Here is a 23,002-nt window from a genome sequence, read left to right as displayed (position 1 = left end):
GCCCGCTAGGGCGCCCGCGGTCATCTTGAATGTGACTTGATGCGCACATGACGCAAAAAGACCGCGAATGCCTGCGCAAACGCGGTCCTGAGCTAAAGACTTTCGACCATCGGCAGCGCGCATCGCGTCGACGCGCCGTGCCGGAACGAACATTGCACATCAGCCTTGGCGCGCCAGCGCCTGGCGCCCTGCGCCGCCTAGAACGTCTCCCAATCCTGAGCGCCGCCGGCGCTCGCCGGCGCGATGGCTTTGGCCGGCGCACGCGTGGGCGCGGCCGTGGCTCGCGGCGCGGCCGCTGCGGCTGGCGCCCGGTTCACCGCCACGGCTTGCGCCGCGGATGACGCAACCATGCGCGCGGCCACCGGGTGCACGGGTGCTGACGCGCGCTTCGCCGCCACATTCGCCGCCACATTTGCCGAGGCCTTCTCGCCGCCTTCTTCGAGCTGGAACACCGCGACCGCGGTGCGCAACTTGCCGGCCTGATCTTCGAGCGACGCCGCCGCCGCGGCCGCTTCCTCGACCAGCGCAGCGTTTTGCTGCGTGACCTCGTCCATCTGCGTGACGGCGCGTGCCACCTGATCGATGCCGCTGCTTTGTTCTTCCGACGCCGCCGCGATCTCGCCCATGATGTCGGTCACGCGCTGCACCGCGCCAATGATCTCGGTCATCGTGCGGCCGGCTTCGTCCACCAGCGCGGAGCCCGACTGCACGCGCTCGACCGAGGTGTCGATCAGTTCCTTGATTTCCTTGGCCGCCGCCGACGAACGCTGCGCGAGGCTGCGCACCTCGCCCGCCACCACCGCGAACCCACGCCCCTCTTCGCCAGCGCGCGCCGCTTCGACGGCCGCGTTCAGCGCGAGGATGTTGGTCTGAAACGCAATGCCTTCGATGATCGCAATGATGTCCGCGATCTTCGCCGAGCTCTGGTTGATCTCGCCCATCGTGCCGACCACCTGGCCGACCACCGCACTGCCCTTGTTGGCGATCGCCGACGCATTGGCCGCGAGCGAGCTTGCCTGGCGGGCGTTGTCGGCGTTCTGCTTGACCGTGCCGGTCAGCTCTTCCATGCTCGACGCGGTTTGCTGCAACGCCGACGCCTGCTCCTCGGTGCGCGACGACAGATCGATATTGCCGGCCGCGATCTGGCGCGTCGCGGTCGCAATCGATTCACTACCACTGCGCACGCTACGCACCGTTTCGGTGAGGTTATGCTGCATTTTGGCGATGCCTGCCAGCAACTGGCCCATCTCGTCGCGCGAGCTCACGGCGACCGGGCGGCGCAGATCGCCTGCTGCGATCGCGTCGAAATGGCCGAGTGCTTCGCCAAGCGGCCGGCCAATCGCGCGGCTCAGGGTCAGGTATGACAGCACTGCGGCGACGACGCCCACCGCCAGCGCGCCGAGGCTGACCATGCGGAACATGTTGAAGTTGTCTTGCGCGGCGTCGTAGCTCTGCTTCGCCGAGTCGAACTGGATTTTGCGCAGCGCGTCGTCGGCAGTGGCAAGCTCGTTGCAGGCGATCTGCAGCTGCTTGGCGCCTTCCACCTGCTTGCCCTGGTCGTTGGCCCCGATGATCGCAGCAAAGGCGTCCAACTTCTGGTGCAGTGCCTCGCGCTTCGCGGCGACGTCCTGCGCGACACGATCTTCTTGCGCGTCACGCGGCAGGTCGAGATACTTTTTCCACCACATGTCGGACGTGCTGCGCATCAAGTGCGCGCGCTCCAGCGTGGGCCCCACTTCCGGCGTGCCGGCCATGAACGCCGCCCGATCGGTCGCAAGGCGCTCGCGCGCCGCGTAAAGCTCAGCATTGTCGATATCCACCGCGCTCGGCATCGCATTGGTGAAGGTGTCCTGATAGGCGAGGTTCGAGCGGTTCATCCCGAACAGACCAAATACACCGATGGCGACCAGCAGTGCGGCCAGAAAGCCCATCGTGAGGCCAATCCGTGCCTTGATCGTAATGCCATTGTTCAACATGCTTGTCCCTGTGCTTATCAAAATGAGAGGCTGCATCACAGCGCGGCGTAACGTGTGGCGTCTGCGTATTGGCGCTTTTTTTGAGTCCACGCTCTAATGTGTTTGTTTACGGCACCGCAGTCGCATACTTGAAGCATTTAATAAGTATGAAGAAAGACGTTGTAAGCAATTTGAACGATTTTTTGAGGTGCTGCCTCCCGCCGACGCGGCGTGCAGGCTGGGCGATCATCTTGCGTGGTAATTTTTTTTCTGATAGCGAGCCGCGTCGCATGGACGCGGAGCTGGAGAGCCTTGCGAGCCGAAGACGGAGCAAAACTGGCGCGCGACAGGTGTCGCGCGCAATAAAGTCAAGCCGGGAGGAAGCTGCGGCAACAGCAGAGGTGGAACCCGCCACGAATGCGCGCGCAAACTGCGCGCAAACAGCGAACAAACTGCGGGAATGAAGTGCAGAAACGAAGCAGAAACAAAGCGCGGGAGCAAAGCACGGGAACAACGCGCGGCACCGCACGACTATCTTCGGTCGCGCGACACCGCTCCATGCAATCAGGCCGGCGCGTCCAGTTCCGCGCGGGTGGGAATCGAAGGCTGCGCGCCGGCGCGGGTCACTGACAACGCAGCCGCCCGCTGCGCGAAGCGGATTGCCGCATCGACGCTCGCGCCTCGCGCGAGCTGCGCCGCGAAGCCGCCGATGAAGGTATCGCCCGCCGCGGTCGTATCGACGGCCTCGACCCGCGGCGCGTCGTACAGCGCCGCGTGCGCGCCGTCGAGCGTCGCGTGCACGCCGCGCGGACCGAGCGTCACCAGCACATTGCGCGCGCCGGCCGCGCGCAGCGCGGCGGCGGCTTTGGCGGCGTCCTCCGGGGACTCGACCGGCAGACCGGTCAGCGCCGCGGCTTCCACCTCGTTCGGAATCAGATAGTCGATCAGCGGCAGCCAGTCGGCGGGCAACGGCCCGGTGGCGGGCGCGGGATTCAGGATCACCGTCTTGCCGAGCCGCCGCGCCGCGGCCAGTGCCGCGCGCACCGCGTCGGGCGGCGTTTCGAGCTGGCAGATCACGACGTCGGCGGCGGCCAGCACCGCTTCATGACGGACGATCATCGCGGGCGTGACCTCGCCGTTGCTGCCAGCCACGATCACGATCGTGTTCTGGCTCGCGTCGTCGACTACGATCAGCGCGACGCCGCTCGCTTGCGTGCCGGTTTCGAGCGCCGCGCAGTCGATGCCCTCCGCCGTCAGCCCGTCGCGCAACTGCGCGCCATTCGCGTCCGCGCCGACGCAGCCGAGCATCGCCACCTGTGCGCCGAGCCGCGCGGCGGCCACCGCCTGGTTGCCGCCCTTGCCGCCCGTGACCTGCGCGAACGTGCGCCCGGCCAGTGTCTCGCCGGGCTGCGGCAGACGCGGCGCGCGCACCACGAGGTCCATGTTCAGACTGCCGACCACCGTCACGCGTCCTCGCGTTTGCTGATTTGCCACTTGCTTGTCCTCCATTGCACGTAGCGGGTCCACGCGACTCGCCGCGTCAGGCGGCCAGATCGCGCTTGAGCGCGCCGGCCCACGTCGCGGTGGATTCGCGCAGGATCAGCCGCGGCGACACGACGCGCCGGCGGCCAGGCGCGCGGGCATTGCCCGACGACGCCCCGGCGATGCGTTCGATCAGTGTCTGCGCCGCCATATCGCCCAGCGCGCGCACCGACTGGCCGACCGTCGACAGCGACGGATAGGTGAAGCGTCCCAGTTCGATGTCGTCGAAACCGATGATCGAGCAGTCGCGCGGCACGCTGATGTTGCGTTCCGCCGCGGCGCGCAGCGCACCGATGCCCATCATGTCGTTGCCGGCGAAAATCGCCGACGGTCCGACCGTGTCGAACAGCTGGCCGGCCGCGCGATGACCGCCTGTGCCGGAAAAATCGCTTTCGACGATCGCATTGGGCGCAATCTCGATGCCGCGCTCGGTCATCGCGCGGATGAAGCCGTGCACCCGCATCGCGCTGACCGCCGTCTGCACCGGCCCCGTGATGCAGCCGATCCGCACGTGGCCCAACTCCAGCAGGTGACGAGTGGCAAGATACGCGCCCTTCTCGTGATCGATCTGCACCAGGTCCGCGCTCAGGCCTTCGACGTTGCGGTCCACGATCACCAGCGGTTCATGTGCGTCGGCGAGCGTCTGCGCGAGCACGGCGTCATCGCCAGCGGACGCGACGATCAGCCCGTCGATGCGCTTTTCCTGCAGCACGCGCAGATAGTTACGCTGCTTGGCCGGGTCGTCGTCGGAGTTGCAGAAGAACACGCAGTAGCCGTTGCGCGCGCAGCCGTCCTCGATGCCGCGCGCCAGTTCTGCGAAATAGGGGTTGGTGGCGTTCGGCACCACCAGTCCGATCGTTGCGGTCGCGCGCGCTTTCAGCGAGCGCGCCACCGCCGACGGCACGTAGTGCAGCTGACGGATCGCGTGCTCGACTTTTGCGCGCACATCGGCCGACACCGGCCGCGAGTTGTTCACCACGTGCGATACCGTCGTGAACGACACGCCCGCCACGGCCGCCACATCCTTGATCGTCGCCATAACCTGTTGTTCTCCTGCCCGTTTTTCCCGCCGACCGCGCCATCTGGCGACCACCGGACGTCTTCATCGAAGACAGCCCCCACTCATGAATATCTGCGCCCGACCATTGATCAGGCGCGCTTGCGGCGGCTGCGGTACGTGTCCAGCACCACCGCCACCACGATCACCGCGCCGGTGATCATGCGCTTGGTCGGCTCGTTCGCACCGATCTGCGCGAGCCCGGCCGCCAGCACCGAAATGATCAGCACACCGAAAAAGGTGCTGATCACGGAACCGCGCCCGCCCATCAGACTCGTGCCGCCGATCACCACGGCCGCGATCACCTGCAGCTCCAGGCCGACGCCCGCATTCGGATCGGCCGCTTCCAGACGCGAGATCTGGAACAGCGCGGCAAGCCCCGAGAGCGCGCCCATCAGCGCGAACACGATCACCTTGTATGGCCGCGGATTGACGCCCGCGAGCCGCACCGCTTCCTCGTTGGTGCCGATGCCGACGAGATAGCGGCCAAACACCGTGCGCGTGAGCAGCAGTTGCGCGATCACCATCACCGCGACCGCGATCAGGAAAGCCGGCGAAATGCCGAGCGCGAGCGGATTCGACAGAAAGTCGAACGCGTCGCCGATATAGGCGGTGCGCGAATTGGTCATCTGATACGCCAGGCCGCGCGCCGCTTCGAGCACGCCGAGCGACACGATGAACGACGGAATCCGCCAGCCCACCGTCACCGCGCCGGTGATCGTGCCGGTCAGCGCCGCCGCGGCGACGCCGAGCAGCGCCGACGGCAGCGCTCCCCAGCCCCACTTCAGCGCGGCCACGCTCACCACCGACGCTCCCAGCGCCAGCACCGATCCCACCGACAGATCGATGCCGGCGATGATCAGCACAAAGGTCATGCCCACCGACATCACCACCAGATCGGGAATCTGATTGGCGATCGTGCTGAACGTGTCGTAGGTCAGGAAGTGCGAACTCAGCAACGAGAACAGCACGATCATCGCCAGCAACGCGCCAGCCAGCCCAAGGTAGTTCGAAAAGCCGAGCCGCGTGCCGGCCGGTTTGCCGCTCGCGAGCGGCGCGGACGGGTCGGCGGGCACCGTCGCGGCGGTCGCGCCCTGGTGGTTGCCTTGATGGTTGCCTTGATGGTCGCCCTGCCGGCCGCTCTGATTACCGCCCTGCTGGTCGCGCAACGATTGATCGGTCATCACAGACTCCCTGCTTCATTGGTGACGGGGGCGTGCAGCAGCGCTTCGCGGCTGCGATAGCCGGCGAACGCGGCGGCCAGCAGCGCATCCTGCGACCAGCTGGCGCGCTCGAACACGCCCGTCATGCTACCCGCGGACATCACGCCGATCCGGTCGCAGATCAGCATCAGCTCGCGCAGGTCGCTCGACACCACGACGAGCGCGCGGCCTTCACGCGCCAGCGCACCCATCAAGCCATAAATATCGAACTTCGCGCCGACGTCGATACCGCGCGTAGGTTCGTCGAATAACAGCACGCGGCAGTCGCGCGCCAGCCAGCGGCCGATCACGACCTTCTGCTGGTTGCCGCCCGACAGCTCGCCGACGATCTGTCCCGGGCCCGAGCTGCGAATCCGCATCGCGTCGATCTGCTTCTGCGCCAGCGCGTTCTCGCGCCGCGCATCGACGACGCCATGCCGCGCAACGCTGCCGATATTGCCGAGCGACACGTTGGCCGCGATCGGTTGCGGCAGCAGCAGCCCCTCGCCTTTGCGATCCTCGGTGATCAGCGCGATGCCGGCGCGCACGGCATCCGCGGGCGTATCGATTGCCACCGGCGTGGGCGGCGCGCCCGGCGTCGCGGCCAGCGCGACCGTGCCGCCGTCTTTCTGATCGGCGCCGTAGATCAGCCGCATCAGCTCGGTGCGGCCCGCGCCGATCAGGCCGCTAACGCCAAAGATCTCGCCCGCGCGCACGTCGAACGACACGTTGCGCACCACCTTGCCGCGCGTAAGCCGCTCGACCCTGAGCAGCGGTGCGCCGAGCTTGCGCACGCCCAGATCGATCCGCTCGCCGAGTTCGCGGCCGACCATCCATGTGACGATCTGATCGCTCGTCAGGTTGGTCATCGCGTCCACGTGCACGAGGCGCCCGTCGCGCAACACCGCAACCCGTTCGGCCACCCGCGCGAGCTCCTCCAGCCGGTGCGAGATATAGATCAGCGCGACGCCGCGCGACTTCAGCCGGTGGATCTGTTCGAACAGCAGATCGACTTCGCGTGCGGTCAGCATCGCGGTCGGCTCGTCGAGGATCAGCACGCGGCAGTCGTCGATCAGATTGCGCGCGATCTCCACCATCTGCTGATGCCCGATGCCGAGTTCGCCGACCAGCGTGTCGGGATCGATCGCATCGAGGCCGACTTGCGCCATCGCATGGCGCGCGTCGTCGCGCAGCTTGCGGCGGTCGATCCAGCCGAAGCTGAACGCGCCCACGCGCGGCAAGCGGTTCAGGAACAGGTTTTCCGCGACCGACAGGGTCGGCAGCAGATTGAGCTCCTGCATCACCATACGCACGCCGAGCGCCTCGGCTTCGGTGCGGCTCGCCGGCGCGTAAGGCGCGTCGCCGAGGCGCATCGTGCCGGTGGTCGGCTCGACCAGTCCACCGATAATTTTGGACAGCGTACTTTTGCCAGCGCCGTTCTCGCCGGTCAGCGCCAATACCTCGCCGGCTCGCAGCGACAACGAGACGTCGGCGAGCACAGGTTCGGCATAGGTCTTACCGGCGCCGCTAACGGACAGGACGACAGGCAAGGCATCGTGGTCGTTTGAATCCATCGCGATCCTGGTTCATGGCGGCCGGCGCGGCCTCATCTGGTTCACCCGCATGAGTCCGCCCACTACCGTCACGTGTCATGCCGGCCCAATGCGCGGGATGCGCAGGTGCTCACGGCCACGCACCCTCCCACCGCGCGGCCACCGTCATGACGCTTACCTCTGGATTTAACGGCGGCGCGGCGGGTTTCTTGAGCGCTTATTGAACGTTCATTGAGCGTTCATTGAATAGACGTGGATTCGTGCGGCTTATTTGTGTGGCTTATTTGTGTAGCTTCGGCGCTGCATGGCGTGATGCAAGGGCACCGGCGCGAGCCCGCACGCGTCGCGCCGACGCCAGCGCCAACGCGCCGAGGGCGACGCTCATTTACCCGCCAGGGTTTCCTTGGTTACCAGACTGACGGGCGTTTCCACCACGCCCGACAAATCCGACTGCTTCTTGTGCTCGCTGAGCGCCTTCAGCGCGGTATCAATGCCGAACACGGCCTGCTTGGCGGCGTACTGGTCCGCGGTGGCGAGCACGCGGCCGTCCTTGAGCATCGGCCGGATCGCGTTGATGTTGTCGTAGCCGACCACCATCACCTTGCCCTGCTTGCCCGCCGCGCGCACCGCCGAGACCGCGCCGATCGCCATGTTGTCGTTGCCGGCGAGCAGCGCCTTCAGGTTCGGGTACTCGTTGAGCATGGCCGAGGCCACCGCGTTGCCCTTGTCGATTTCCCATTCACCCGACTGCACCGAGGCGACCTTCGCGCCGACGGCCTGCATCGCGTCCTTGAAGCCCGCGGTGCGCTGCTGCGCATTGGTGGTGGTCGACACGCCTTCGAGAATGCCGACCTCGTCGCCCGCCTTCAGCTTCTTGGCCAGGTAATCGCCGACCTTCTGTGCGCCTTTGCGGTTATCCGGGCCGACGAACGGCACGTTCAGGTCTTTCGACTTGAGCACGTCCGGGTCGAGCCGGTTGTCGATGTTCACGACGATGATGCCCGCGTCCACCGCCTTCTTGACGACTGGCGCGAGCGCCTTCGAATCGGCCGGCGCGAGCACGATCGCGTCGACCTTCGAGACGATCATCTGCTCGACGATGCGGATCTGGTTCGCGGTGTCGGTCTCGTCCTTGATGCCGTTGGTGATCAGGTCGAACTGGCCGGGATTGTGTTTCTGATATTCCTTCGCGCCGGTTTCCATGGTCAGGAAGAACTCGTTGGCAAGCGACTTCATCACCAGCGCGATCTTCGGCTTGTGGGCCGGCGCGTTCTGCGCATGCGCAGCGGAAAACGGCAATGCAACGGTAGCGGCGGCAAGAACGGCGGCCGCGAGGATGCGACGGCGAATGCGATGGCTCATGCGTATCTCCAGGTTTTTTCAGGCTCGGGGCGAACCGTATTCTTAGTGACGCGCAAACGTTTGCGAGGCTTATTCTCAATGCAGCCCCGTCGAAATGTCAACGGCACGCAGTGGTGCGGTGCACCGGCGCGCAGAATCTGCGGCCGTGCTGCGCGCTCGATCGATTCAGGCTGGCGCGCGTGATGAGCGCGCCGGCGGGCGGCATATCGCAAGGGTCCCTCGCTTGGTCCGTGCGTAGTGGATTTGCCACCGGCTGCAAGGCAGTCAGCCGGCTGGCCGCCTATGCTGGCCCTTTATTGCGCGCGATGCAAGCCCGAACCGCGTGTGCCGAGTGCGATGAAAGCAATTCGCAGGCGCGGCGATCGCATGGCCCGGCCGCCAGGCGCGGCGCCGAACCGCGCGGCGCGCGGCGCCGAACCGCGCGGCGCGCGGCGCGTGGCCTGCCACTTATAGCCAGCCCGCCTTGCGAAAGCGCGTGAACAGCAAGAGGTCGATCCCAAACATGATCGCGAGACAGAGCGGATAGCCGAATCTGAAGTGCAGCTCGGGGATGTTCTGAAAGTTCATCCCGTAGATGCCGGCGATCATGGTCGGCACCGCGAACAGCGCCGCGAACGAGCCGAGCCGTTTGGTCACCTCGTTCTCGGCGAGGGAAATCATGCCGAGATTGACCTGCACCGCGGTGACGACGATTTCACGCCGGCCTTCGATGGTTCTGACGATCCGCTCGAGATGGTCGTAGACATCGCGGAAGTAGGCCTGCATGCCTTGGCAGACGCTCGGAATGCGCCCGCCCGTCAATTTGCTGACCGCTTCCTGCAGCGGGACGACATGGTGCTGCAGAAGCACGAGGCGGCGCTTTAACGAGTAAAGATCCTGAATGATCGCCCGCGACGCCGCCGAATTGTTGCGGTCGAAAATGCGGTCTTCGAGTGCTTCGATTTCGGAACTCATCGACTCGACGATCGGGAAATAGCGATCGACGACATCGTCGAGCAGCGCGTACAACACGAACGCGGAGCCTTCCTTGAGCAAGCGCGGTTCGCGCTCGCAGCGCGCCCGCACGGACTGAAAACCGACGCGCGTGCCGCGCCGCACCGACAGCACATAGTTGCGCCCCACGAACACGTCGACTTCGCCAAGCAGCAGCTCGTTGTTCTCGTCCATCTCGACCGTATGCATCACGGCGAACAGCGACTCGCCGTATTCCTCGATCTTGGGACGCTGGTGACCGTTTTGCGCGTCCTCGACCGCGAGCTCGTGCAGGCCGAATTCCTTTTTCATCGCGGCCAGCTCCTCCGGCCCCGGGTCTTTGAGCGCGACCCAGACGAAACACTCCGGCCGTGCTACGTAGTCGCTGATGCTATCGATGTCGATGTCAGCGAGCTTCCGACCGTCCTGATAGGCAGCGCAATTGATCAGCATGTTCGGATTACCTTGAAAGCGAAAACGGACCGCCCGGCCTCGCGCGGCGCGCAAGGCATGCGTCAGGTCCGAGTTGACGAAAAAGCGTGAGGCGTCATGTTAATGGGCATGGCGGCAACGTCATGTATTCAATTGTTAAACCTGCTGGGAACCTGCGGAGCGACGCGCCCGCGCATGACATGCGCGGCGAGCGCGGTTTTGCACCGGTCGTCCAGGCGCGTCGGCATGCGGGTTCGCGCGTGCTGTCAATCGTGGTCCCGCTTCCTGCGAGCGCGTGGCCCAGTGCCGGGCGATCCTGATCGCTGCCGTGCTGCCGCTGCCTTGCATGATAGCAACGCGGGCCGCTTCCACCCGCCCGGCCGTGCAGGTCAGCGCGACACCGCTTGCATGGCGTGGCGTTCTTCTTCATGATCGGTGCGAAAGGCGACGCGGCTGGCGCTTCGCGTCGCAGATCGGCGGCTTCGTCGTCCGCATCGCCCGATCATACGAACAGCAACCATCTTGCATGGGACCAGAGTAACGCGCTGAAGCGCCAACTCTGGTCGACCGCTGAGGGCCTGGAGTAAGTGCTGAAGCGCTAACTCCGGTCAAACCTCAGCATGGGACCAGAGTAGGCGCTAAAGCGCCAACTCTGGTCGACAAAGGAGACGGCTATGTGGTATTTCACCTGGATTCTCGGCGTCGGCGTGGCTTTGGGCTTCGGCATCATCAACGTGATGTGGCTGGAAACCAATGGCAAGTTCGCGCGTGATCCCCAGCCTGGCGACACACCATCGTCCCCTGCCGAGGACGCCTCTTCGTGACGCATCTGGTTTTCTTTTGCGGCCACGCCGGCACGGGCAAGACCACGCTCGCCAGAAAACTGTTCGGCGCGCTGATGAAGGCGAGCGGTTCGCCCTTTTGCCTGCTCGACAAAGACACGCTGTTCGGCGGCTATAGCGCCGCCGCGATAGCGATGCTGACCGGCAACCCGAACGACCGCGACAGCCCGCTGTTCCTGCAACACCTGCGCGACCCCGAGTACCGCGGCCTGCTCGACACCGCGCGCGACAATCTTGCGCTCGGCGTCAGCGCCGTGGTGGTCGGCCCGCTATCGCGCGAAGTGCGCGAGCGGCGCCTGTTCGATCGCGCGTGGTTGGGAATCGGCGCCGAGGTGAAGCTACGGGTCGTGTGGGTCCATACGTCGGAAGAGACGGCGCGGCAGCGCATCGTCGAGCGCGCCAATCCGAACGATGCGTATAAGCTCGCGCACTGGGACGAGTACCGGCAGCGCCGCTTCATGCCCAGCGGCGCGCTTTGCGACGATCTGCTGATGTTCGACAATAGCGCGCCGACGCCGGCGGATTACCAGGACCTGCTGGCGCGCATCGTCGACGAGCCGTACGCGGCACCCACGATGATGCCGCCGGTGCCTGTGTAGCAACGGCGGCCGAAAACAGAAATGCCCCGCCAGGTCAGTTCAAGGCGGGGCATTTTTTGCGGCCCTCTGCGGGGCCTTTCCTGCCAGTCGCAGCCGCTACCGCCGCTTATGGTGGCGGCGCCACGGCCCTCCTTCGCTGGCTTAACGCTGACGATCGCGCGTTATGCGGTCGCCATCGTGTCCAGCGACTGTCCTTCGTACAGCTGACCAAATCGGTTCGCGAGAAAGTCGCGCAGCGACACCTGTTCCTGACGCACGAAGCCCTTTTGCGGCAGCTTCTGCTCGCGGAACAGATCGAGCACCGCACACATCGCGCCCGCCGTGGTGATCTGGATCGCGCTCATCGCCACGCCGCACACCGTCTTCGCGAAGATCTTGCGGGTGAACACCTCCTGCACCAGTTGACCGTCGCGCATGCCACTCACGGTGATGAACACCAGCACGACGTCCTGCGCGGTCGATGGCACCGAACGGCGCATGATGTTCTTGAGCGTGTCGCGATCGCTGGATAGACGCAGGTCTTCGAGCAGGAACTGCATCAGATTGCGGTGGCCCGGATAGCGCACCGACTTGTAGTCGAGCGTTTCGACCCGTCCCGAGAGCGTCTCGCACAGCGTGCCAAGGCCGCCGGACGTATTGAAGGCTTCGTACTCGGTGCCGTCGAGCGAAAAATGTTCGAGGCCTTCGAGCGGCTGCACCCATTGCGTGCGACCGTCGCGGATCGCTTCGCAAGGCTGACAGTACTCGTTGATCAGACCGTCGACGCTCCAGGTCAGGTTGTACTTCAGCGCATTGGTCGGGAATTCCGGCAGCGCGCCGACGCGCATCTTGACGTCGCGAATTTCGCTGAAGCGGTTCGCGAGTTCGTGCGCGGCAATCCCGATGAAGCCCGGCGCGAGACCGCACTGCGGCATGAATGCGTGCTCGGCGTCGTCGGCGATCGCGCGGATCGCGTGAGTGGCGCGCACGTCCTCGGTCAGATCGAAGTAATGCACGCCCGCGCCCTTCGCGGCGGACGCCACGTTCACCGCGAGGTAATACGGCAACGCGTTGACGAGCGCGTCGAAGCCTTGCATCGCGGCGCGCAGCGCGGCGGCATCGGCGGAATCGACGCGCCGCGTCGGGATGCCCTGGGCGGCGAGCTTATCGAGCGCGTGCTGGTCGCGGTCGAACGCGACGACTTCGTAGTCACCGGTTTCGCGCAGCATGTGCGCGATGGTGTGACCGATCAGACCTGCGCCCACAATGGCTACTTTCATGCGCTTCTCCATGTTGTGTGTGTGCTGTCTCCAGCTTCGAATGGCGCAGCGTTGAAGGCGCGGCGCCCGGCGGGCTGAACCCTTGAGCAACAGTGTAGGAAGAAGCGCACACAGTTCATACGCACAAAATGCTGCGTTATGACTATGAAGTTCGACGTTATGACGAAGCAGGCAGTCGATCTGTCGGAATGGCGTTAAAGTGCGCTGACGTTAAAGCGCGCTAGTGACGAAGCCGCCGCTGTAAAAACCGCATGACCGCCGCATGCGTGTTCACAATGTCCCGCGGTCGATCTTGCGCGCGAGAATGATCGACGTGGTGGTCCGCTCCACCCCTTCCATCCCGCCGATCTGGTCGAGCAGATCATTCAACCGGTCCGGCGAATCGGCGCGCAGCCACGCGACGTAGTCGAACTCGCCGCTCACCGCGCATAGCAGCTGGACCTCGGGCATCTTGCCGAGACGCTTCTGCACGGCCGGCCCGTACTTGGGCGCGATGATGATGCCGACATAGGCCACGATGCTCGAGTCGAGCACGTCCTGACCGAGCCGCACGCTATAGCCGGCGATCACGTTGCTGCGCTCCAGCCGGGCAATTCTCGCGATCACCGTGGTGCGCGCCACGTCCAGCTGGCGGGCGAGACTGGCCACGCTTTCACGGGCGTTGGCTTGCAGCAGTGCAACGAGGTTGCGGTCGAGGTCGTCGAGCTGGTCGAGGCGTGGAGGTCTCATCGAGGGCGAAGGATGTGAGTCAACGGTGCTGCGGATTATCGCGCGTCTTCAGTGCGCGGTGGCGCGCGGTGCTGCGCTGTGATGCACTCGGCAATAGAAACGGCGGAGACGGCGGAGACACCGGCGACGGCGCCACTCACGCGCCCAACCGCTCCATCACGAAATCGATGAAGCTGGTGAGCTTGGGCGTGGCGCGGCGATCGCGCGGATAGATCAGATGCACCGGCACGCCTTCGGGCAAATAGTCGTCCAGCACGGATACCAGTTCGCCGCTGGCGATCTCACGCGCGAGCAGCGCCTCGGGTTGCAGCACCAGACCGAAGCCGCGCAACGCCGCGACCTTCAGCGCCTGGCCGTTGTTCGCGCGAAACCGGCCGGCGCGCAGCGAGCTGTCGTCGGGGCGCTCGCCATCCAGACGCCACAAACCCTCGCGGCCCCAATGCAGAAAGCCGAGACATTCGTGCTGCACGAGATCGGCCGGCGTGTGCGGCGTGCCGGCGCGCGCCAGATAGGCCGGCGACGCGCACGCGCGCATCCGGTACGGCTTCAGCGGCCGTGCGACGAAACTCGATTCCGCCAGATGACCGATGCGCACCGCTGCATCGAAGCCCTCGTCCACCAGGTCGACGATGCGGTTCGACAGATCGAGTTCGAGGCTCACCTCTGGCCACGCGCTCAGATAGTCGGTCATCGCCGGCGCGAAGATTTCGACGCCGTAGGTGAGCGGCACGGTCACCTTGAGCACGCCGCGCGGCGCAGCGGCCATCGCCTCGGCGAGCGACTCGGCATCCCGTACGTCGGCGAGAATGCGCCGGCACTGCTCATAGTATTGCCGGCCTATTTCCGTGAGACTTTGCCGCCGTGTGGTGCGCGTGAGCAGTCGCGTCGCCAGCCGGTTTTCGAGCGCGCGAATGTGCTTGCCCACCATCGCCGACGAAATGTCGAAGCGCTCGGCCGCCGCCGTCAGGCTGCCGGCCTCGACCACCGCGACGAAGATTTCCATGCTGACGAATTTGTCCACCGGCTATTTCCCGTTCGTTTCGGTTGTAAGCGTTTGTCGCGCAAGGGCCGCACTGCCGCGATATCGTGTTACTAATAACGGCGACGGCGCAAACGGGCAGCGGGCCGCCGTGCATCTCGACTGCCCGACGCGGCACGAGCCGGGCGCCACACGCCTTTTCCAGATTCCCCAATTCGAATAGACATCAGGAGTTTTCGATGAAAAAAGCACTCGTAATGCTGGCTACCGCAATCTCGATGAGCGGCGCGTTCGCCCAGACTGCCGCGCCGGCTTCAGCACCGGCGAGCACCGCTGCCGAGCCGGCCGGCAAGACTGGCCATGAGCGCAACGTCGAAGACCGCATCGCCTATCTGCACGCGCAACTGAAGATCACCCCGGCGCAGGAAACGCAATGGAACACGTTCGCCGATGTGATGCGCAGCAACGGTCAAACGATGAGCCAACTGTTCCAGCAACGCAAGGCTGCGACCAACGTGAGCGCGCTCGACGACATGAAGCAATACGCAGGCATTGCGCAAGCACACGCGGACGGCATGAAGAAACTGGTCGATGCGTTCGAACCGCTGTATAGCAGCCTGTCGCCGGAACAGAAGAAGCTCGCTGACACGACGTTCCATCAGCCGGGCGGCGTCGAAGGTGGCCATCACCATCATGGCAGGGGCAAGGTCGGCAAGACCACGCCGGCTCCCGCTAGCGACGCGACGGTGAAGCCGTAACGAACTGGCTCGCGCGCAGCGCGATTTAGCGTGCGCCGCGCGTGCGGCTCTTTCGCGATGAACGGCAGCCTCCCCGAACACGCGATCCATGCTGCCCAACGCAAAAGAACCACTCGTCAGATGCATCTGGCATGATGCGGGTACGCGGCCGCGGGACACGACGTCCCGCTGCAAAGCCTCGACACAAAGTCGACGCGCCGTCGTCAACATTTCCATCTCTGCCCGCTTCATGACCGAACTCAAAAATGTCGATCTCAGTCAGGACGCCAACGCCCAACGCGTCGTAAAAGACGAAACGGTCGGCGTCGAATTTGCCATCGCCGCAGGCGAATTGATGAGCCTTGAAGGCCCGAACCGCTACATGCGCGGCGACGCGTTGATCACCGGCTCGACGGGAGACCGCTGGGTCGTCTCGCGCGAGCGCTTCGACGCCAAATACGTGCCCGACGCCGCGCTCGCGCACGGCGAACCCGGCGCCTACCGCAACCGCCCGGCCGTGGTGCTGGCCAAACAGATGCACGAAGCGTTCTCGCTCGCCCGTTCCGCGCACGGCGGCGATGTGCTGCGCGGCGCCGCCGGCGACTGGATCATGCAATACGCGCCCGGCGACTATGGCGTGGTCCAGGCGGCACGCTTCGCGAAGGTTTATCGGCTCGCCGATTGATCCCCGTCAGGCGAACTCGTCGCCGAGATCCACCGTGACCTCGCGCGGCACCGGCTCGCCGTTCGCATACAGCTCTTCGAGCGAGCCCAGGCTCGCTTCGACATACGCGCGCAGCACCGCAAAACTGCGGCCGCGCAGCCGCGCCGGCAACGCGCGATAACGCGCCAATGCCGCCGGCGCAATCACCACCGTCATCACGATGCGGCGCGCGGTGGCGCCGAAACGCATCGCCACCCAGTGAATCGCCAGCGTGGGCGTGCCGTCTTCCGCCGCGCGCTGGATGAACTGCGTCTGCTCGGGAAACAGGTCGCTGATAACGCGCGCCAGTTCCTCGAACTCGGGATTCGCGCACTCGTATTGGTAAGCTTCCATGGGGTCTGCCGGACGTGATCCTGGAGGGGCCTGAAAAGTAGGCCGATTTTAGGCAAAGGCCAGCAATTTAGCGAGGCACGTATGTAGCGATGCAGGTCATCACGTGGCCACCGCGGCACGCCTGAAGCTGCGCAGCAGCAGCCCCGCGACGAGCACCGCCGCTACCGCATACACCGCGTCCACCGCCGCGAGCGGCACCAGCTGCGCCTGGAACAACGCGGCGGGCACGTCGACGAGCGCATGCAGAACGATCGCGAGCGGCAGGATCGCACGCCAGCCGGCCCGCACGCCGCGCCACATCAGCACCGACAGACCGATCTGGAACACCAGCGCGGCGACGCGTTCAAGCGCGAAAATGCCAGCCGTCTGCGGCGTCAGACCGGCGAGAATCAGGTGAATGCGCATCACCGAGTCGCTCGGCAGATTGCTCAGATAGTCATCGAGCTGGCCGCGGTTTTCGAACACCGCGAACAGGATCCACTGAACCTGCACCAGCACGCCGACCATCCAGGCTTCCGCGCCGCCGTGGCCGAGGCCGTAGGTCAGCCCGGGGCCGTCATCGGCGCGCGGCGCACTGGCCGCGTTGGCGGGCCGGGCCGCCGCGCGCCTGAGCAGCAGCCGCATGCCGATGAAACGCCCCACTTCCTCGCAGACCCCCGCGACCAGCGCGCCGTACGCCACGAAGGCGAGCGGATGCGACAGGAAAGTGGCGGTCGCCTCGTTTCCATGCAGCACGTAGTCGTTCAACGCGCGCTCGATCACCATCGCGAACAACGCGAACACGGCAATGCCGACGATCGCGTCGCGCGGCTTCAGCGCGAGCGGCCGGCGCAAACGTCGATAGATCAGGAACGGTAAGGCGGCGACCAACAGCGTCGCGAGGGCGAGGCTCGAGAGAGTAAGCGGTGCTACGACCATGGATTTCCTTGCGATGACCGGCGCACACCCGCTGCGCGCCGCAGCCCGAATGATCGCAGATCAGCGCGAAGTCGACGCGCGAACGATCAGCTCGCCCGGCAGGAGACAATCGCGCGCCGTGGTCTGAACGCCTTCGATGCGTTCGTGCAGGAACTCGACCGCGCGGTAGCCGATCTCGTAGGTCGGCTGACGGATCGTCGTGATACCGGCCAGTTCGGCCCAGTCGGGGTCGTCGATCGAGAGCAGCGCGACGCGCGCCTGCCAGTCGGCGCCGTAACGTGCTTTCAGATGCAGGGCGAGACACAGCGCGACCGGCGCGTTGGCCGCGAACAGCGCAACGCGTGCGGCCTGGTTCGGCTCGCCCGCGTGGCCGATGACGCCGACGCTGCCGACCGCATCGAGCGTGCGATCCAGTTCGGCGAGGCTGCGCTCGACCTCGGCGGGGTCCGCGAGATTGAGCACCAGCGTGTGTCCGCGTGCGATGGCCTTGCGCTTCGTACCGTGCGCAGCGGCCTGCGCGCGCATCGCGTCGCGAAACGCTACCTCGCGCAGCTGCCGCGAACTGACCTGTTCGAACGGCTGGACGACGAACCAGATCTCGTCGAAACCCTGGTCAAGCAAATGCCGCGTGCCGAGTTCGGCGGCGGCCCGGTTGTCGAGCCCGACCATATCGGCAACGAGCCCTTCCACCAGACGGTCGACCAGCACCGCCGGAATGCCGCCGCCACCGACCGGCCGCAAGGTTTCCTCGCGCACGCCGAGCGCGTTGACGATCACGCCCTCCACCCGGTACGTGGTCAGCAGTTGCAGATAGCGCCGCTCCATTTCCACTTCGTTCGCCGCGTGACAGATCAGCGGCATCAGGCCGAGCGCATGGCACGCCGCTTCGACGCCTTGCAGCACTTCGACCGAGTACGGATTCGTCAGGTCGGCGAGCAGCATGCCGATCAGCCGGTTGCGGCCGCGCTTGAGACCGCGCGCCATCTGGTTCGGCTGATAGTCGAGCCGGGCGATGGCCGCTTCGATGCGCGCACGCAATTCAGACGACAGCGCGCTCATCTCGCCGTTCAGATAGCGCGAGATGCTGGTCTTGCCGGTGCCGGCTTCGCGTGCGACGTCGGTGATCGTCGCGCGCCGCGGCGTGGCCTGCGGCGTCGTGCTCATGGGTTCCTCAGCGCTCGGCTGGTTGATGTGGACTCACTCGATGGACTCACTCCGCGGACTCACTCCGATGCGCACTCAGTCATGAGTCACGGCCCGCTGATCCGGCCAGCACGTCGCGATTGACGATGTTGACGGCGAGCGTGCCGTCGAGTGCGGCGATCAGATTCTCCGCCGCATTGCGCGCCATTGCATGACGGGTTTCGTGGGTCGCCGAGCCGATATGCGGCAGCGCGACCACACTCGCGAGCTTCAGCAGCGGCGAGTCGGCCGGCAGCGGTTCTGTATCGAACACGTCGAGCCCGGCGCCGTGAATCGTGCCGTTCTGCAATGCGTCGATCAGCGCCGCTTCGTCGACGGTCGCGCCGCGCGACGCGTTGATCAGGATCGCGCTCTTCTTCATCGCGCGAAGTTCGGCCGCGCCGATCATATGCTTCGTCTGCGGCGTGAGCGGCACTTGCAGACACACGAAGTCGGCATTTGCGAGCAGTTCCGGCAAGTCGACGCGCCGCGCGCCGTAGGTTCGTTCAGCGTGCGGATTTGCGCTGCGGTTAGTGTATAGCACGTTCATATTGAAGCCGAGCGCCGCGCGTCGCGCAACCGCGCCGCCGATCCGACCCAGCCCGACGATGCCGAGCGTCTTGCCCTGCACGTCGAGCCCGAATTGCGCCGGCCCGATGCTGGCGCGCCATTGCCCCGCCTTCACCCAGTCGGCGAGTTCGACCACCCGGCGCGCCGACGCGAGGATCAGCGAGAACACGGTGTCCGCGGTGGACTCGGTCAGCACGTCCGGCGTGTGCGCGAGCACGATGCCGCGACGCGTCAGGTCGTCGACGTCGAACTGGTCGAAGCCCACCGAGACGGTCGACAATGCCTTCAGGCGGCTCGCGCCGTCGAGCATCGCCGGCGTGATCTTCACGCTCGCGCCAATACCGCCGTCGGCATCGCGCAACGCGGCGACGAATGCATCGTGCTGCGCGGGATCGACCTGCACGACTTGCGCATGCTGTTGCAGATAAGCAAGCACGTCTTCCGGCAGCGACTTCCAGGCGACGATCTTCTTCATCGGCTCATTTTCCTTGCAACGGTGTGGCGAGCGTGGGCGCGTTCGTCAGCGGCTGCGGCTTGACGATCAGCGTCAGGATCACCGCGGCGGCGAGCGCCACGCTCATGAATGCATACGATGCGGACGGCGACCCGGTGGCGCCGTTCAGATAGCCGACCACGTACGAGCCGACGAACGAGCCGAGCGCACCCATGCTGTTGATCAGCGCCATCGCGCCGCCCGCGACGTTCTTCGGCAGCAGTTCCGGCACGATCGCGAAGAACGGGCCGTACGGCGCGTACATCGCGCCGCCCGCGATCACCAGCAACGCGTATGACAGCCAGAAGTGCGTGGAGCCGAGCGCATACGACGCCGCGAACGCCACCGCGCCGACCAGCAGGAACGGCCACACGAACACTTTGCGGCGGTTGAGTTTATCCGATGCCCATGAAGCTGCAAGCATCGCGATGGTCGCGGCCAGGTACGGCAGCGCCGACAGCCAGCCGGTTTCGACCATGCCGAGCGTCGAGCCGTTCTTCAGGATCGACGGCAGCCACAGCACGAAGCCATACACGCCGATGCTCCAGCAGAAGTATTGCGCGCACAGCTTGATCACCGCGGGCGTGCGAAACGCCTCGCCGTAATTGCGCACTGGTTTGATCGCGGCCTGTTCGGCGCGCAGCGTTTGCGCGAGTTGATCCTTTTCCTGCTGGGTGAGCCACGCGACCTGCTGCGGTTTGTCCTGCACGAGGAACCACCAGCAGATCGCCCAGATGATCGCGGGCGCGCCCTCGACGATGAACATCTGCCGCCAGCCCAATGAATGCACCAGATAGCCCGACACCACCGACATCCACAGCACCGTCACCGGATTGCCGAGAATCAGGAACGTGTTGGCACGCGAGCGTTCGCTCTTCGTGAACCAGTTGCTGATGAAGATCAGCATCGCCGGCATCACGGCGGCTTCGACGACGCCGAGCAGGAAGCGGATCACCATCAGCGACGCAATATTGCTGACCATGCCGGTCAGCGCCGCGCAGCCGCCCCACAGAATCAGGCTCCAGAACACGAGCTTCTTGACGCTGCGGCGCTCCGCGTAGATCGCGCCGGGAATCTGGAAGAAAAAATAGCCGAGGAAGAACAGCGCGCCGATCAGCGACGACAGCCCTTTGCTGATGCCAAGATCCTGGTTGATGCCGGCGGCCGACGCGAACCCGAAGTTCGCGCGATCGAGATAAGCGAGGCTGTACGTGATGAATACGATCGGCATGATCGTCCACCAGCGGCGGATCGCAAGCGATGAGGTCATAGATGTCTCCGGTCCCATGCAAGATAGTTGCTTTACGAATTTCCGAAACAATGAATAACGGTGGTGACGCGCTGTCGGGCGCTCTTGCTGTTATCGATGCAGCGTGGGGCGGGAGGGGGATCGCCGCCGCTCGCAGTGCATTCAGGTCGAACCCGATTCAATCACGGGCCAGCTTCGAACCACACTCAGGTCACGCTCAGGTCACACTCAGGTCACGCTCACGCCGCGGTCGCAATGGACGGCACGTCAGCGTCGGCCAATTCGAGCGCGTCGAGTTCGGCGCGGCTCGGCAGGCCTTCCGAGTCGCCGATCACCTGGATCGCCAGCGCGCCGATGCGGTTGCCGCGCGCCACCGCCTGTGGCAAGGTCCGACCTTCGAGCAGCGCGCTGATCACCCCGACCGCGAAACCGTCGCCCGCGCCGACCGTGTCGACCACCTTCGCGACCGGCGGACCGGCGATCACGGCGGCATCGTCGGCGGTGCGGTAGTAGGCGCCCTGCGCGCCGAGCTTGACGATCACGCCACGTGCGCCCTGATCCAGATAGAAGCGGGCGATGTCGTCCGGCCGCGTGTAGCCAGTGAGGATCTCGCCCTCGCCGATGCCGGGCAGCACCCAGTGCGCCAGCGCGGCGAGCGCGTTCAGGCCGTCGACCATCGCGGCGCGTGACGGCCACAGCGTCGGGCGCAGATTCGGGTCGAACGAAATCGTCTTGCCAGCCGCGCGCATTTCATGCGCCAGATGGAACGCGAGTTCGCGCGAGCTTGCCGAGATCGCGGGCGCGACACCGGTCAGATGCAGGTGACGCGCCGGCAGCACGTAGTCCGCCGCATAGTCGGCGAGCGAAACATGGCTCGCCGCCGAGCCTTTGCGAAAGTATTCGACGGCCGGGTCGCTGCCGTCGTCGTTTTTCGACTTCAGCTGGAAACCGGTCGGATAGCGTTCGTCGGTGCTGACGCAGCGCTGGTCGATGCCCTCTTTCGTCAACGTGTCGCGCACGTACTGACCAAACGAATCGTTGCCGACGCGGCTCATCCAGCCGACCTTGAAACCGAGACGCGACAGGCCGATCGCCACGTTCAGATCGGCGCCGGCGATGCGTTTCGTAAATTGTCCGACGCCCGCGAGCGGGCCAGTTTCGGCCGCGACGAACATGGCCATCGCTTCGCCGTAGGTGATGACATCGAGTGCTGCGCGTGGGTTGCTCATGCTGTGCTCCTGCGTGTTGCAGCTTATTGCTGGTGTTGCAGCTTATTGCTGCGCCTTCTGCTGCGTATCGCTGTAGCGGCGTGGTCGGCCGCGTGTTCCGTCGGGTCGGCGTGCGCGACCCTCGCCGGTCCGGCGCGCGGCTCATGCCGCGGCAAGCCATCCGACGTAATGCGCCGCGTCCGCATCGATGCGATCCGTATCGAACGGAAATTCGATGCCGCGCGGTAAATCGCGCGGCAGCCGGTCGAGCACCGCCATGAAGCGCGCGTCGTCGGCGGCCGGAGCGGCGGGAAAGCGCCGCGCGCCTTCGCCCACCGTCGTCTTGCAATGGATGTATTCGACGTGCGGCGCCAACAGCTCGGCAGCATCGAGCGGCGCGACGTCGCGCCACGCCCAGTTGCCGATATCGAAGGTCATGCCCAGCACCCCGGCGTGGCCTTCACGCGCCAATGCGTCGAACAGGCCGACGAATTGCGCCAGCGAGCCGCCTTGCGCCAGTTGCCCATTCTCGACGACAAGCCGCGGCTGCGCGCCATGCGACTGTTCAGCAAGGTGTCGCGCAATTGCCGCGCCTTGTGCATTACCGGCGAACCCGCCGAGTTGCAGTTTGACCAGACGCGCGCCGAGCGCCGCCGCTTCGTCGAGCGCACCACGCAAGGCGACGGCATCGAGTTGTCCGTCCGACGTGTACAGCGACGCGGGCGTCGAAAACACCGACCACAAGCCCAGCGCGGCGATCGACGCGCCGAGCGAGCGCAGACGCTGCGGCGCGGCATCGGCCTCGTCGGCGAACAACTCGCGACGCACTTCGAAACCCGCGGCGCCAGCGCGCTTGCACGCGTCTGCCCACCGCGCATGACCGCCCGTGCGGACCGCATCCATCCCGAATGCGCTTGCGACGATCACGATGTCGACTGCGTCAGCCATGTCGAATCTACCTAGTACTGTCGAGTAAATGGCACTTGGAACCGGTTCCAAACTCGTTTTGAAAAAAAGCGCCGAAGCGCCTTGCGATGGCCGAATAGTGCGCCGAGACCCGCGTCGTGCACCATAGAGGAAATCCCCAGGCCTGTGTTGCCTGTGT

Annotated in this window: 21 protein-coding genes; 4 read left to right on the top strand and 17 right to left on the bottom strand. The window is 65.5% G+C overall.

What is annotated here, in order from left to right:
* Window positions 1-197 precede the first annotated feature (197 nt).
* The 7 genes from BN2475_RS09750 to corA all read right to left on the bottom strand — a co-directional run bounded on the left by BN2475_RS09750 (window position 198) and on the right by corA (window position 10,096).
* The gene (locus tag BN2475_RS09750; protein ID WP_094779322.1) at window positions 198-1,976 is read right to left on the bottom strand and encodes a methyl-accepting chemotaxis protein; all 1,779 of its coding nucleotides are present in this window, start codon (window positions 1,974-1,976) and stop codon (window positions 198-200) included.
* Window positions 1,977-2,519: 543 nt separating this feature from the next.
* Entirely contained in the window at window positions 2,520-3,449 is a 930-nt protein-coding gene (gene rbsK, locus BN2475_RS09745; RefSeq protein ID WP_094779472.1) for a ribokinase, read from the bottom strand.
* Between the two features lie 46 nt (window positions 3,450-3,495).
* Window positions 3,496-4,536 carry a LacI family DNA-binding transcriptional regulator gene (locus BN2475_RS09740; RefSeq protein WP_094779321.1) on the bottom strand — a complete coding sequence of 347 codons (1,041 nt, stop codon included), beginning with the start codon at window positions 4,534-4,536 and terminating at the stop codon, window positions 3,496-3,498.
* A 110-nt stretch (window positions 4,537-4,646) separates the two neighbouring features.
* Window positions 4,647-5,738 carry an ABC transporter permease gene (locus BN2475_RS09735; RefSeq protein WP_094779320.1) on the bottom strand — a complete coding sequence of 364 codons (1,092 nt, stop codon included), beginning with the start codon at window positions 5,736-5,738 and terminating at the stop codon, window positions 4,647-4,649.
* Complete coding sequence (locus BN2475_RS09730; protein ID WP_094779319.1) at window positions 5,738-7,330, bottom strand: sugar ABC transporter ATP-binding protein; 1,593 nt, start codon at window positions 7,328-7,330, stop codon at window positions 5,738-5,740. The genes BN2475_RS09735 and BN2475_RS09730 overlap by 1 nt, the downstream gene beginning before the upstream one ends.
* A gap of 360 nt (window positions 7,331-7,690) precedes the next feature.
* On the bottom strand, window positions 7,691-8,671 hold the full coding sequence (locus tag BN2475_RS09725; protein ID WP_094779318.1) for a sugar ABC transporter substrate-binding protein: 981 nt from the start codon (window positions 8,669-8,671) through the stop codon (window positions 7,691-7,693).
* A gap of 447 nt (window positions 8,672-9,118) precedes the next feature.
* Entirely contained in the window at window positions 9,119-10,096 is a 978-nt protein-coding gene (corA, locus tag BN2475_RS09720; RefSeq protein WP_094779317.1) for a magnesium/cobalt transporter CorA, read from the bottom strand.
* A gap of 653 nt (window positions 10,097-10,749) precedes the next feature.
* Between corA and cydX the strand changes: the two genes are divergently transcribed.
* Together cydX and BN2475_RS09705 are read left to right on the top strand one after the other, a co-directional pair.
* On the top strand, window positions 10,750-10,899 hold the full coding sequence (cydX, locus tag BN2475_RS09710) for a cytochrome bd-I oxidase subunit CydX (RefSeq protein WP_094779315.1): 150 nt from the start codon (window positions 10,750-10,752) through the stop codon (window positions 10,897-10,899).
* Entirely contained in the window at window positions 10,896-11,516 is a 621-nt protein-coding gene (locus BN2475_RS09705) for a P-loop nucleotide/nucleoside kinase family protein (protein ID WP_094779314.1), read from the top strand. The genes cydX and BN2475_RS09705 overlap by 4 nt, the downstream gene beginning before the upstream one ends.
* A 161-nt stretch (window positions 11,517-11,677) precedes the next feature.
* Here BN2475_RS09705 and BN2475_RS09700 read toward each other — a convergent pair whose 3' ends face one another.
* The 3 genes from BN2475_RS09700 to BN2475_RS09690 form a co-directional block, all read right to left on the bottom strand.
* Complete coding sequence (locus BN2475_RS09700; protein ID WP_094779471.1) at window positions 11,678-12,775, bottom strand: saccharopine dehydrogenase family protein; 1,098 nt, start codon at window positions 12,773-12,775, stop codon at window positions 11,678-11,680.
* A 270-nt stretch (window positions 12,776-13,045) separates the two neighbouring features.
* Window positions 13,046-13,504, bottom strand: coding sequence for an Lrp/AsnC family transcriptional regulator (locus BN2475_RS09695; RefSeq protein WP_094779313.1), 459 nt, complete (start codon window positions 13,502-13,504; stop codon window positions 13,046-13,048).
* Between the two features lie 136 nt (window positions 13,505-13,640).
* Complete coding sequence (locus BN2475_RS09690) at window positions 13,641-14,525, bottom strand: LysR family transcriptional regulator (RefSeq protein ID WP_094779312.1); 885 nt, start codon at window positions 14,523-14,525, stop codon at window positions 13,641-13,643.
* Between the two features lie 197 nt (window positions 14,526-14,722).
* Between BN2475_RS09690 and BN2475_RS09685 the strand changes: the two genes are divergently transcribed.
* Together BN2475_RS09685 and BN2475_RS09680 are read left to right on the top strand one after the other, a co-directional pair.
* Window positions 14,723-15,241, top strand: a complete 519-nt coding sequence (locus BN2475_RS09685) for a Spy/CpxP family protein refolding chaperone (RefSeq protein WP_094779311.1) — start codon at window positions 14,723-14,725, stop codon at window positions 15,239-15,241.
* Between the two features lie 229 nt (window positions 15,242-15,470).
* On the top strand, window positions 15,471-15,905 hold the full coding sequence (locus tag BN2475_RS09680; RefSeq protein WP_094779310.1) for a PGDYG domain-containing protein: 435 nt from the start codon (window positions 15,471-15,473) through the stop codon (window positions 15,903-15,905).
* A 6-nt stretch (window positions 15,906-15,911) separates the two neighbouring features.
* Here BN2475_RS09680 and BN2475_RS09675 read toward each other — a convergent pair whose 3' ends face one another.
* From BN2475_RS09675 to BN2475_RS09645, 7 genes are all read right to left on the bottom strand, one after another.
* Window positions 15,912-16,277: a DUF3022 domain-containing protein gene (locus BN2475_RS09675; RefSeq protein ID WP_094779309.1), complete on the bottom strand. Its 366-nt coding sequence runs from the start codon at window positions 16,275-16,277 to the stop codon at window positions 15,912-15,914.
* Window positions 16,278-16,376: 99 nt separating this feature from the next.
* The gene (locus tag BN2475_RS09670; RefSeq protein ID WP_094779308.1) at window positions 16,377-17,195 is read right to left on the bottom strand and encodes a YhfC family intramembrane metalloprotease; all 819 of its coding nucleotides are present in this window, start codon (window positions 17,193-17,195) and stop codon (window positions 16,377-16,379) included.
* A gap of 60 nt (window positions 17,196-17,255) precedes the next feature.
* Entirely contained in the window at window positions 17,256-18,359 is a 1,104-nt protein-coding gene (locus BN2475_RS09665; protein WP_094779307.1) for a LacI family DNA-binding transcriptional regulator, read from the bottom strand.
* 79 nt (window positions 18,360-18,438) lie between these two features.
* Window positions 18,439-19,422, bottom strand: coding sequence for a 2-hydroxyacid dehydrogenase (locus tag BN2475_RS09660; RefSeq protein ID WP_094779306.1), 984 nt, complete (start codon window positions 19,420-19,422; stop codon window positions 18,439-18,441).
* 4 nt (window positions 19,423-19,426) lie between these two features.
* Window positions 19,427-20,710 (bottom strand): MFS transporter, encoded by a 1,284-nt coding sequence (locus BN2475_RS09655; RefSeq protein ID WP_094779305.1) that lies wholly within the window; start codon window positions 20,708-20,710, stop codon window positions 19,427-19,429.
* Between the two features lie 218 nt (window positions 20,711-20,928).
* Window positions 20,929-21,918 (bottom strand): sugar kinase, encoded by a 990-nt coding sequence (locus BN2475_RS09650; protein WP_094779304.1) that lies wholly within the window; start codon window positions 21,916-21,918, stop codon window positions 20,929-20,931.
* Between the two features lie 141 nt (window positions 21,919-22,059).
* Complete coding sequence (locus BN2475_RS09645) at window positions 22,060-22,845, bottom strand: sugar phosphate isomerase/epimerase family protein (RefSeq protein ID WP_094779303.1); 786 nt, start codon at window positions 22,843-22,845, stop codon at window positions 22,060-22,062.
* Between the last annotated feature and the right edge of the window lie 157 nt (window positions 22,846-23,002).

The organism is Paraburkholderia ribeironis, assembly GCF_900019265.1.
In the GTDB taxonomy this organism is placed as follows: domain Bacteria; phylum Pseudomonadota; class Gammaproteobacteria; order Burkholderiales; family Burkholderiaceae; genus Paraburkholderia; species Paraburkholderia ribeironis.
The sequence above is the reverse complement of the archived record's forward strand: the minus strand, read 5'-3'. Positions and strand labels throughout refer to the sequence as shown.

What these genes read in the sequence shown, in the direction of transcription:
- BN2475_RS09700 (WP_094779471.1), bottom strand. Translation starts at nt 12,775, where the DNA reads ATGAAAGTAGCCATTGTGGGCGCAGGTCTGATCGGTCACACCATCGCG.
- BN2475_RS09695 (WP_094779313.1), bottom strand. Translation starts at nt 13,504, where the DNA reads ATGAGACCTCCACGCCTCGACCAGCTCGACGACCTCGACCGCAACCTC.
- BN2475_RS09655 (WP_094779305.1), bottom strand. Translation starts at nt 20,710, where the DNA reads ATGACCTCATCGCTTGCGATCCGCCGCTGGTGGACGATCATGCCGATC.
- BN2475_RS09680 (WP_094779310.1), top strand. Translation starts at nt 15,471, where the DNA reads ATGACCGAACTCAAAAATGTCGATCTCAGTCAGGACGCCAACGCCCAA.
- BN2475_RS09665 (WP_094779307.1), bottom strand. Translation starts at nt 18,359, where the DNA reads ATGAGCACGACGCCGCAGGCCACGCCGCGGCGCGCGACGATCACCGAC.
- BN2475_RS09685 (WP_094779311.1), top strand. Translation starts at nt 14,723, where the DNA reads ATGAAAAAAGCACTCGTAATGCTGGCTACCGCAATCTCGATGAGCGGC.
- BN2475_RS09675 (WP_094779309.1), bottom strand. Translation starts at nt 16,277, where the DNA reads ATGGAAGCTTACCAATACGAGTGCGCGAATCCCGAGTTCGAGGAACTG.
- BN2475_RS09650 (WP_094779304.1), bottom strand. Translation starts at nt 21,918, where the DNA reads ATGAGCAACCCACGCGCAGCACTCGATGTCATCACCTACGGCGAAGCG.
- BN2475_RS09670 (WP_094779308.1), bottom strand. Translation starts at nt 17,195, where the DNA reads ATGGTCGTAGCACCGCTTACTCTCTCGAGCCTCGCCCTCGCGACGCTG.
- BN2475_RS09660 (WP_094779306.1), bottom strand. Translation starts at nt 19,422, where the DNA reads ATGAAGAAGATCGTCGCCTGGAAGTCGCTGCCGGAAGACGTGCTTGCT.
- corA (WP_094779317.1), bottom strand. Translation starts at nt 10,096, where the DNA reads ATGCTGATCAATTGCGCTGCCTATCAGGACGGTCGGAAGCTCGCTGAC.
- cydX (WP_094779315.1), top strand. Translation starts at nt 10,750, where the DNA reads ATGTGGTATTTCACCTGGATTCTCGGCGTCGGCGTGGCTTTGGGCTTC.
- BN2475_RS09725 (WP_094779318.1), bottom strand. Translation starts at nt 8,671, where the DNA reads ATGAGCCATCGCATTCGCCGTCGCATCCTCGCGGCCGCCGTTCTTGCC.
- BN2475_RS09735 (WP_094779320.1), bottom strand. Translation starts at nt 5,738, where the DNA reads ATGACCGATCAATCGTTGCGCGACCAGCAGGGCGGTAATCAGAGCGGC.
- BN2475_RS09645 (WP_094779303.1), bottom strand. Translation starts at nt 22,845, where the DNA reads ATGGCTGACGCAGTCGACATCGTGATCGTCGCAAGCGCATTCGGGATG.
- BN2475_RS09730 (WP_094779319.1), bottom strand. Translation starts at nt 7,330, where the DNA reads ATGGATTCAAACGACCACGATGCCTTGCCTGTCGTCCTGTCCGTTAGC.
- BN2475_RS09750 (WP_094779322.1), bottom strand. Translation starts at nt 1,976, where the DNA reads ATGTTGAACAATGGCATTACGATCAAGGCACGGATTGGCCTCACGATG.
- BN2475_RS09740 (WP_094779321.1), bottom strand. Translation starts at nt 4,536, where the DNA reads ATGGCGACGATCAAGGATGTGGCGGCCGTGGCGGGCGTGTCGTTCACG.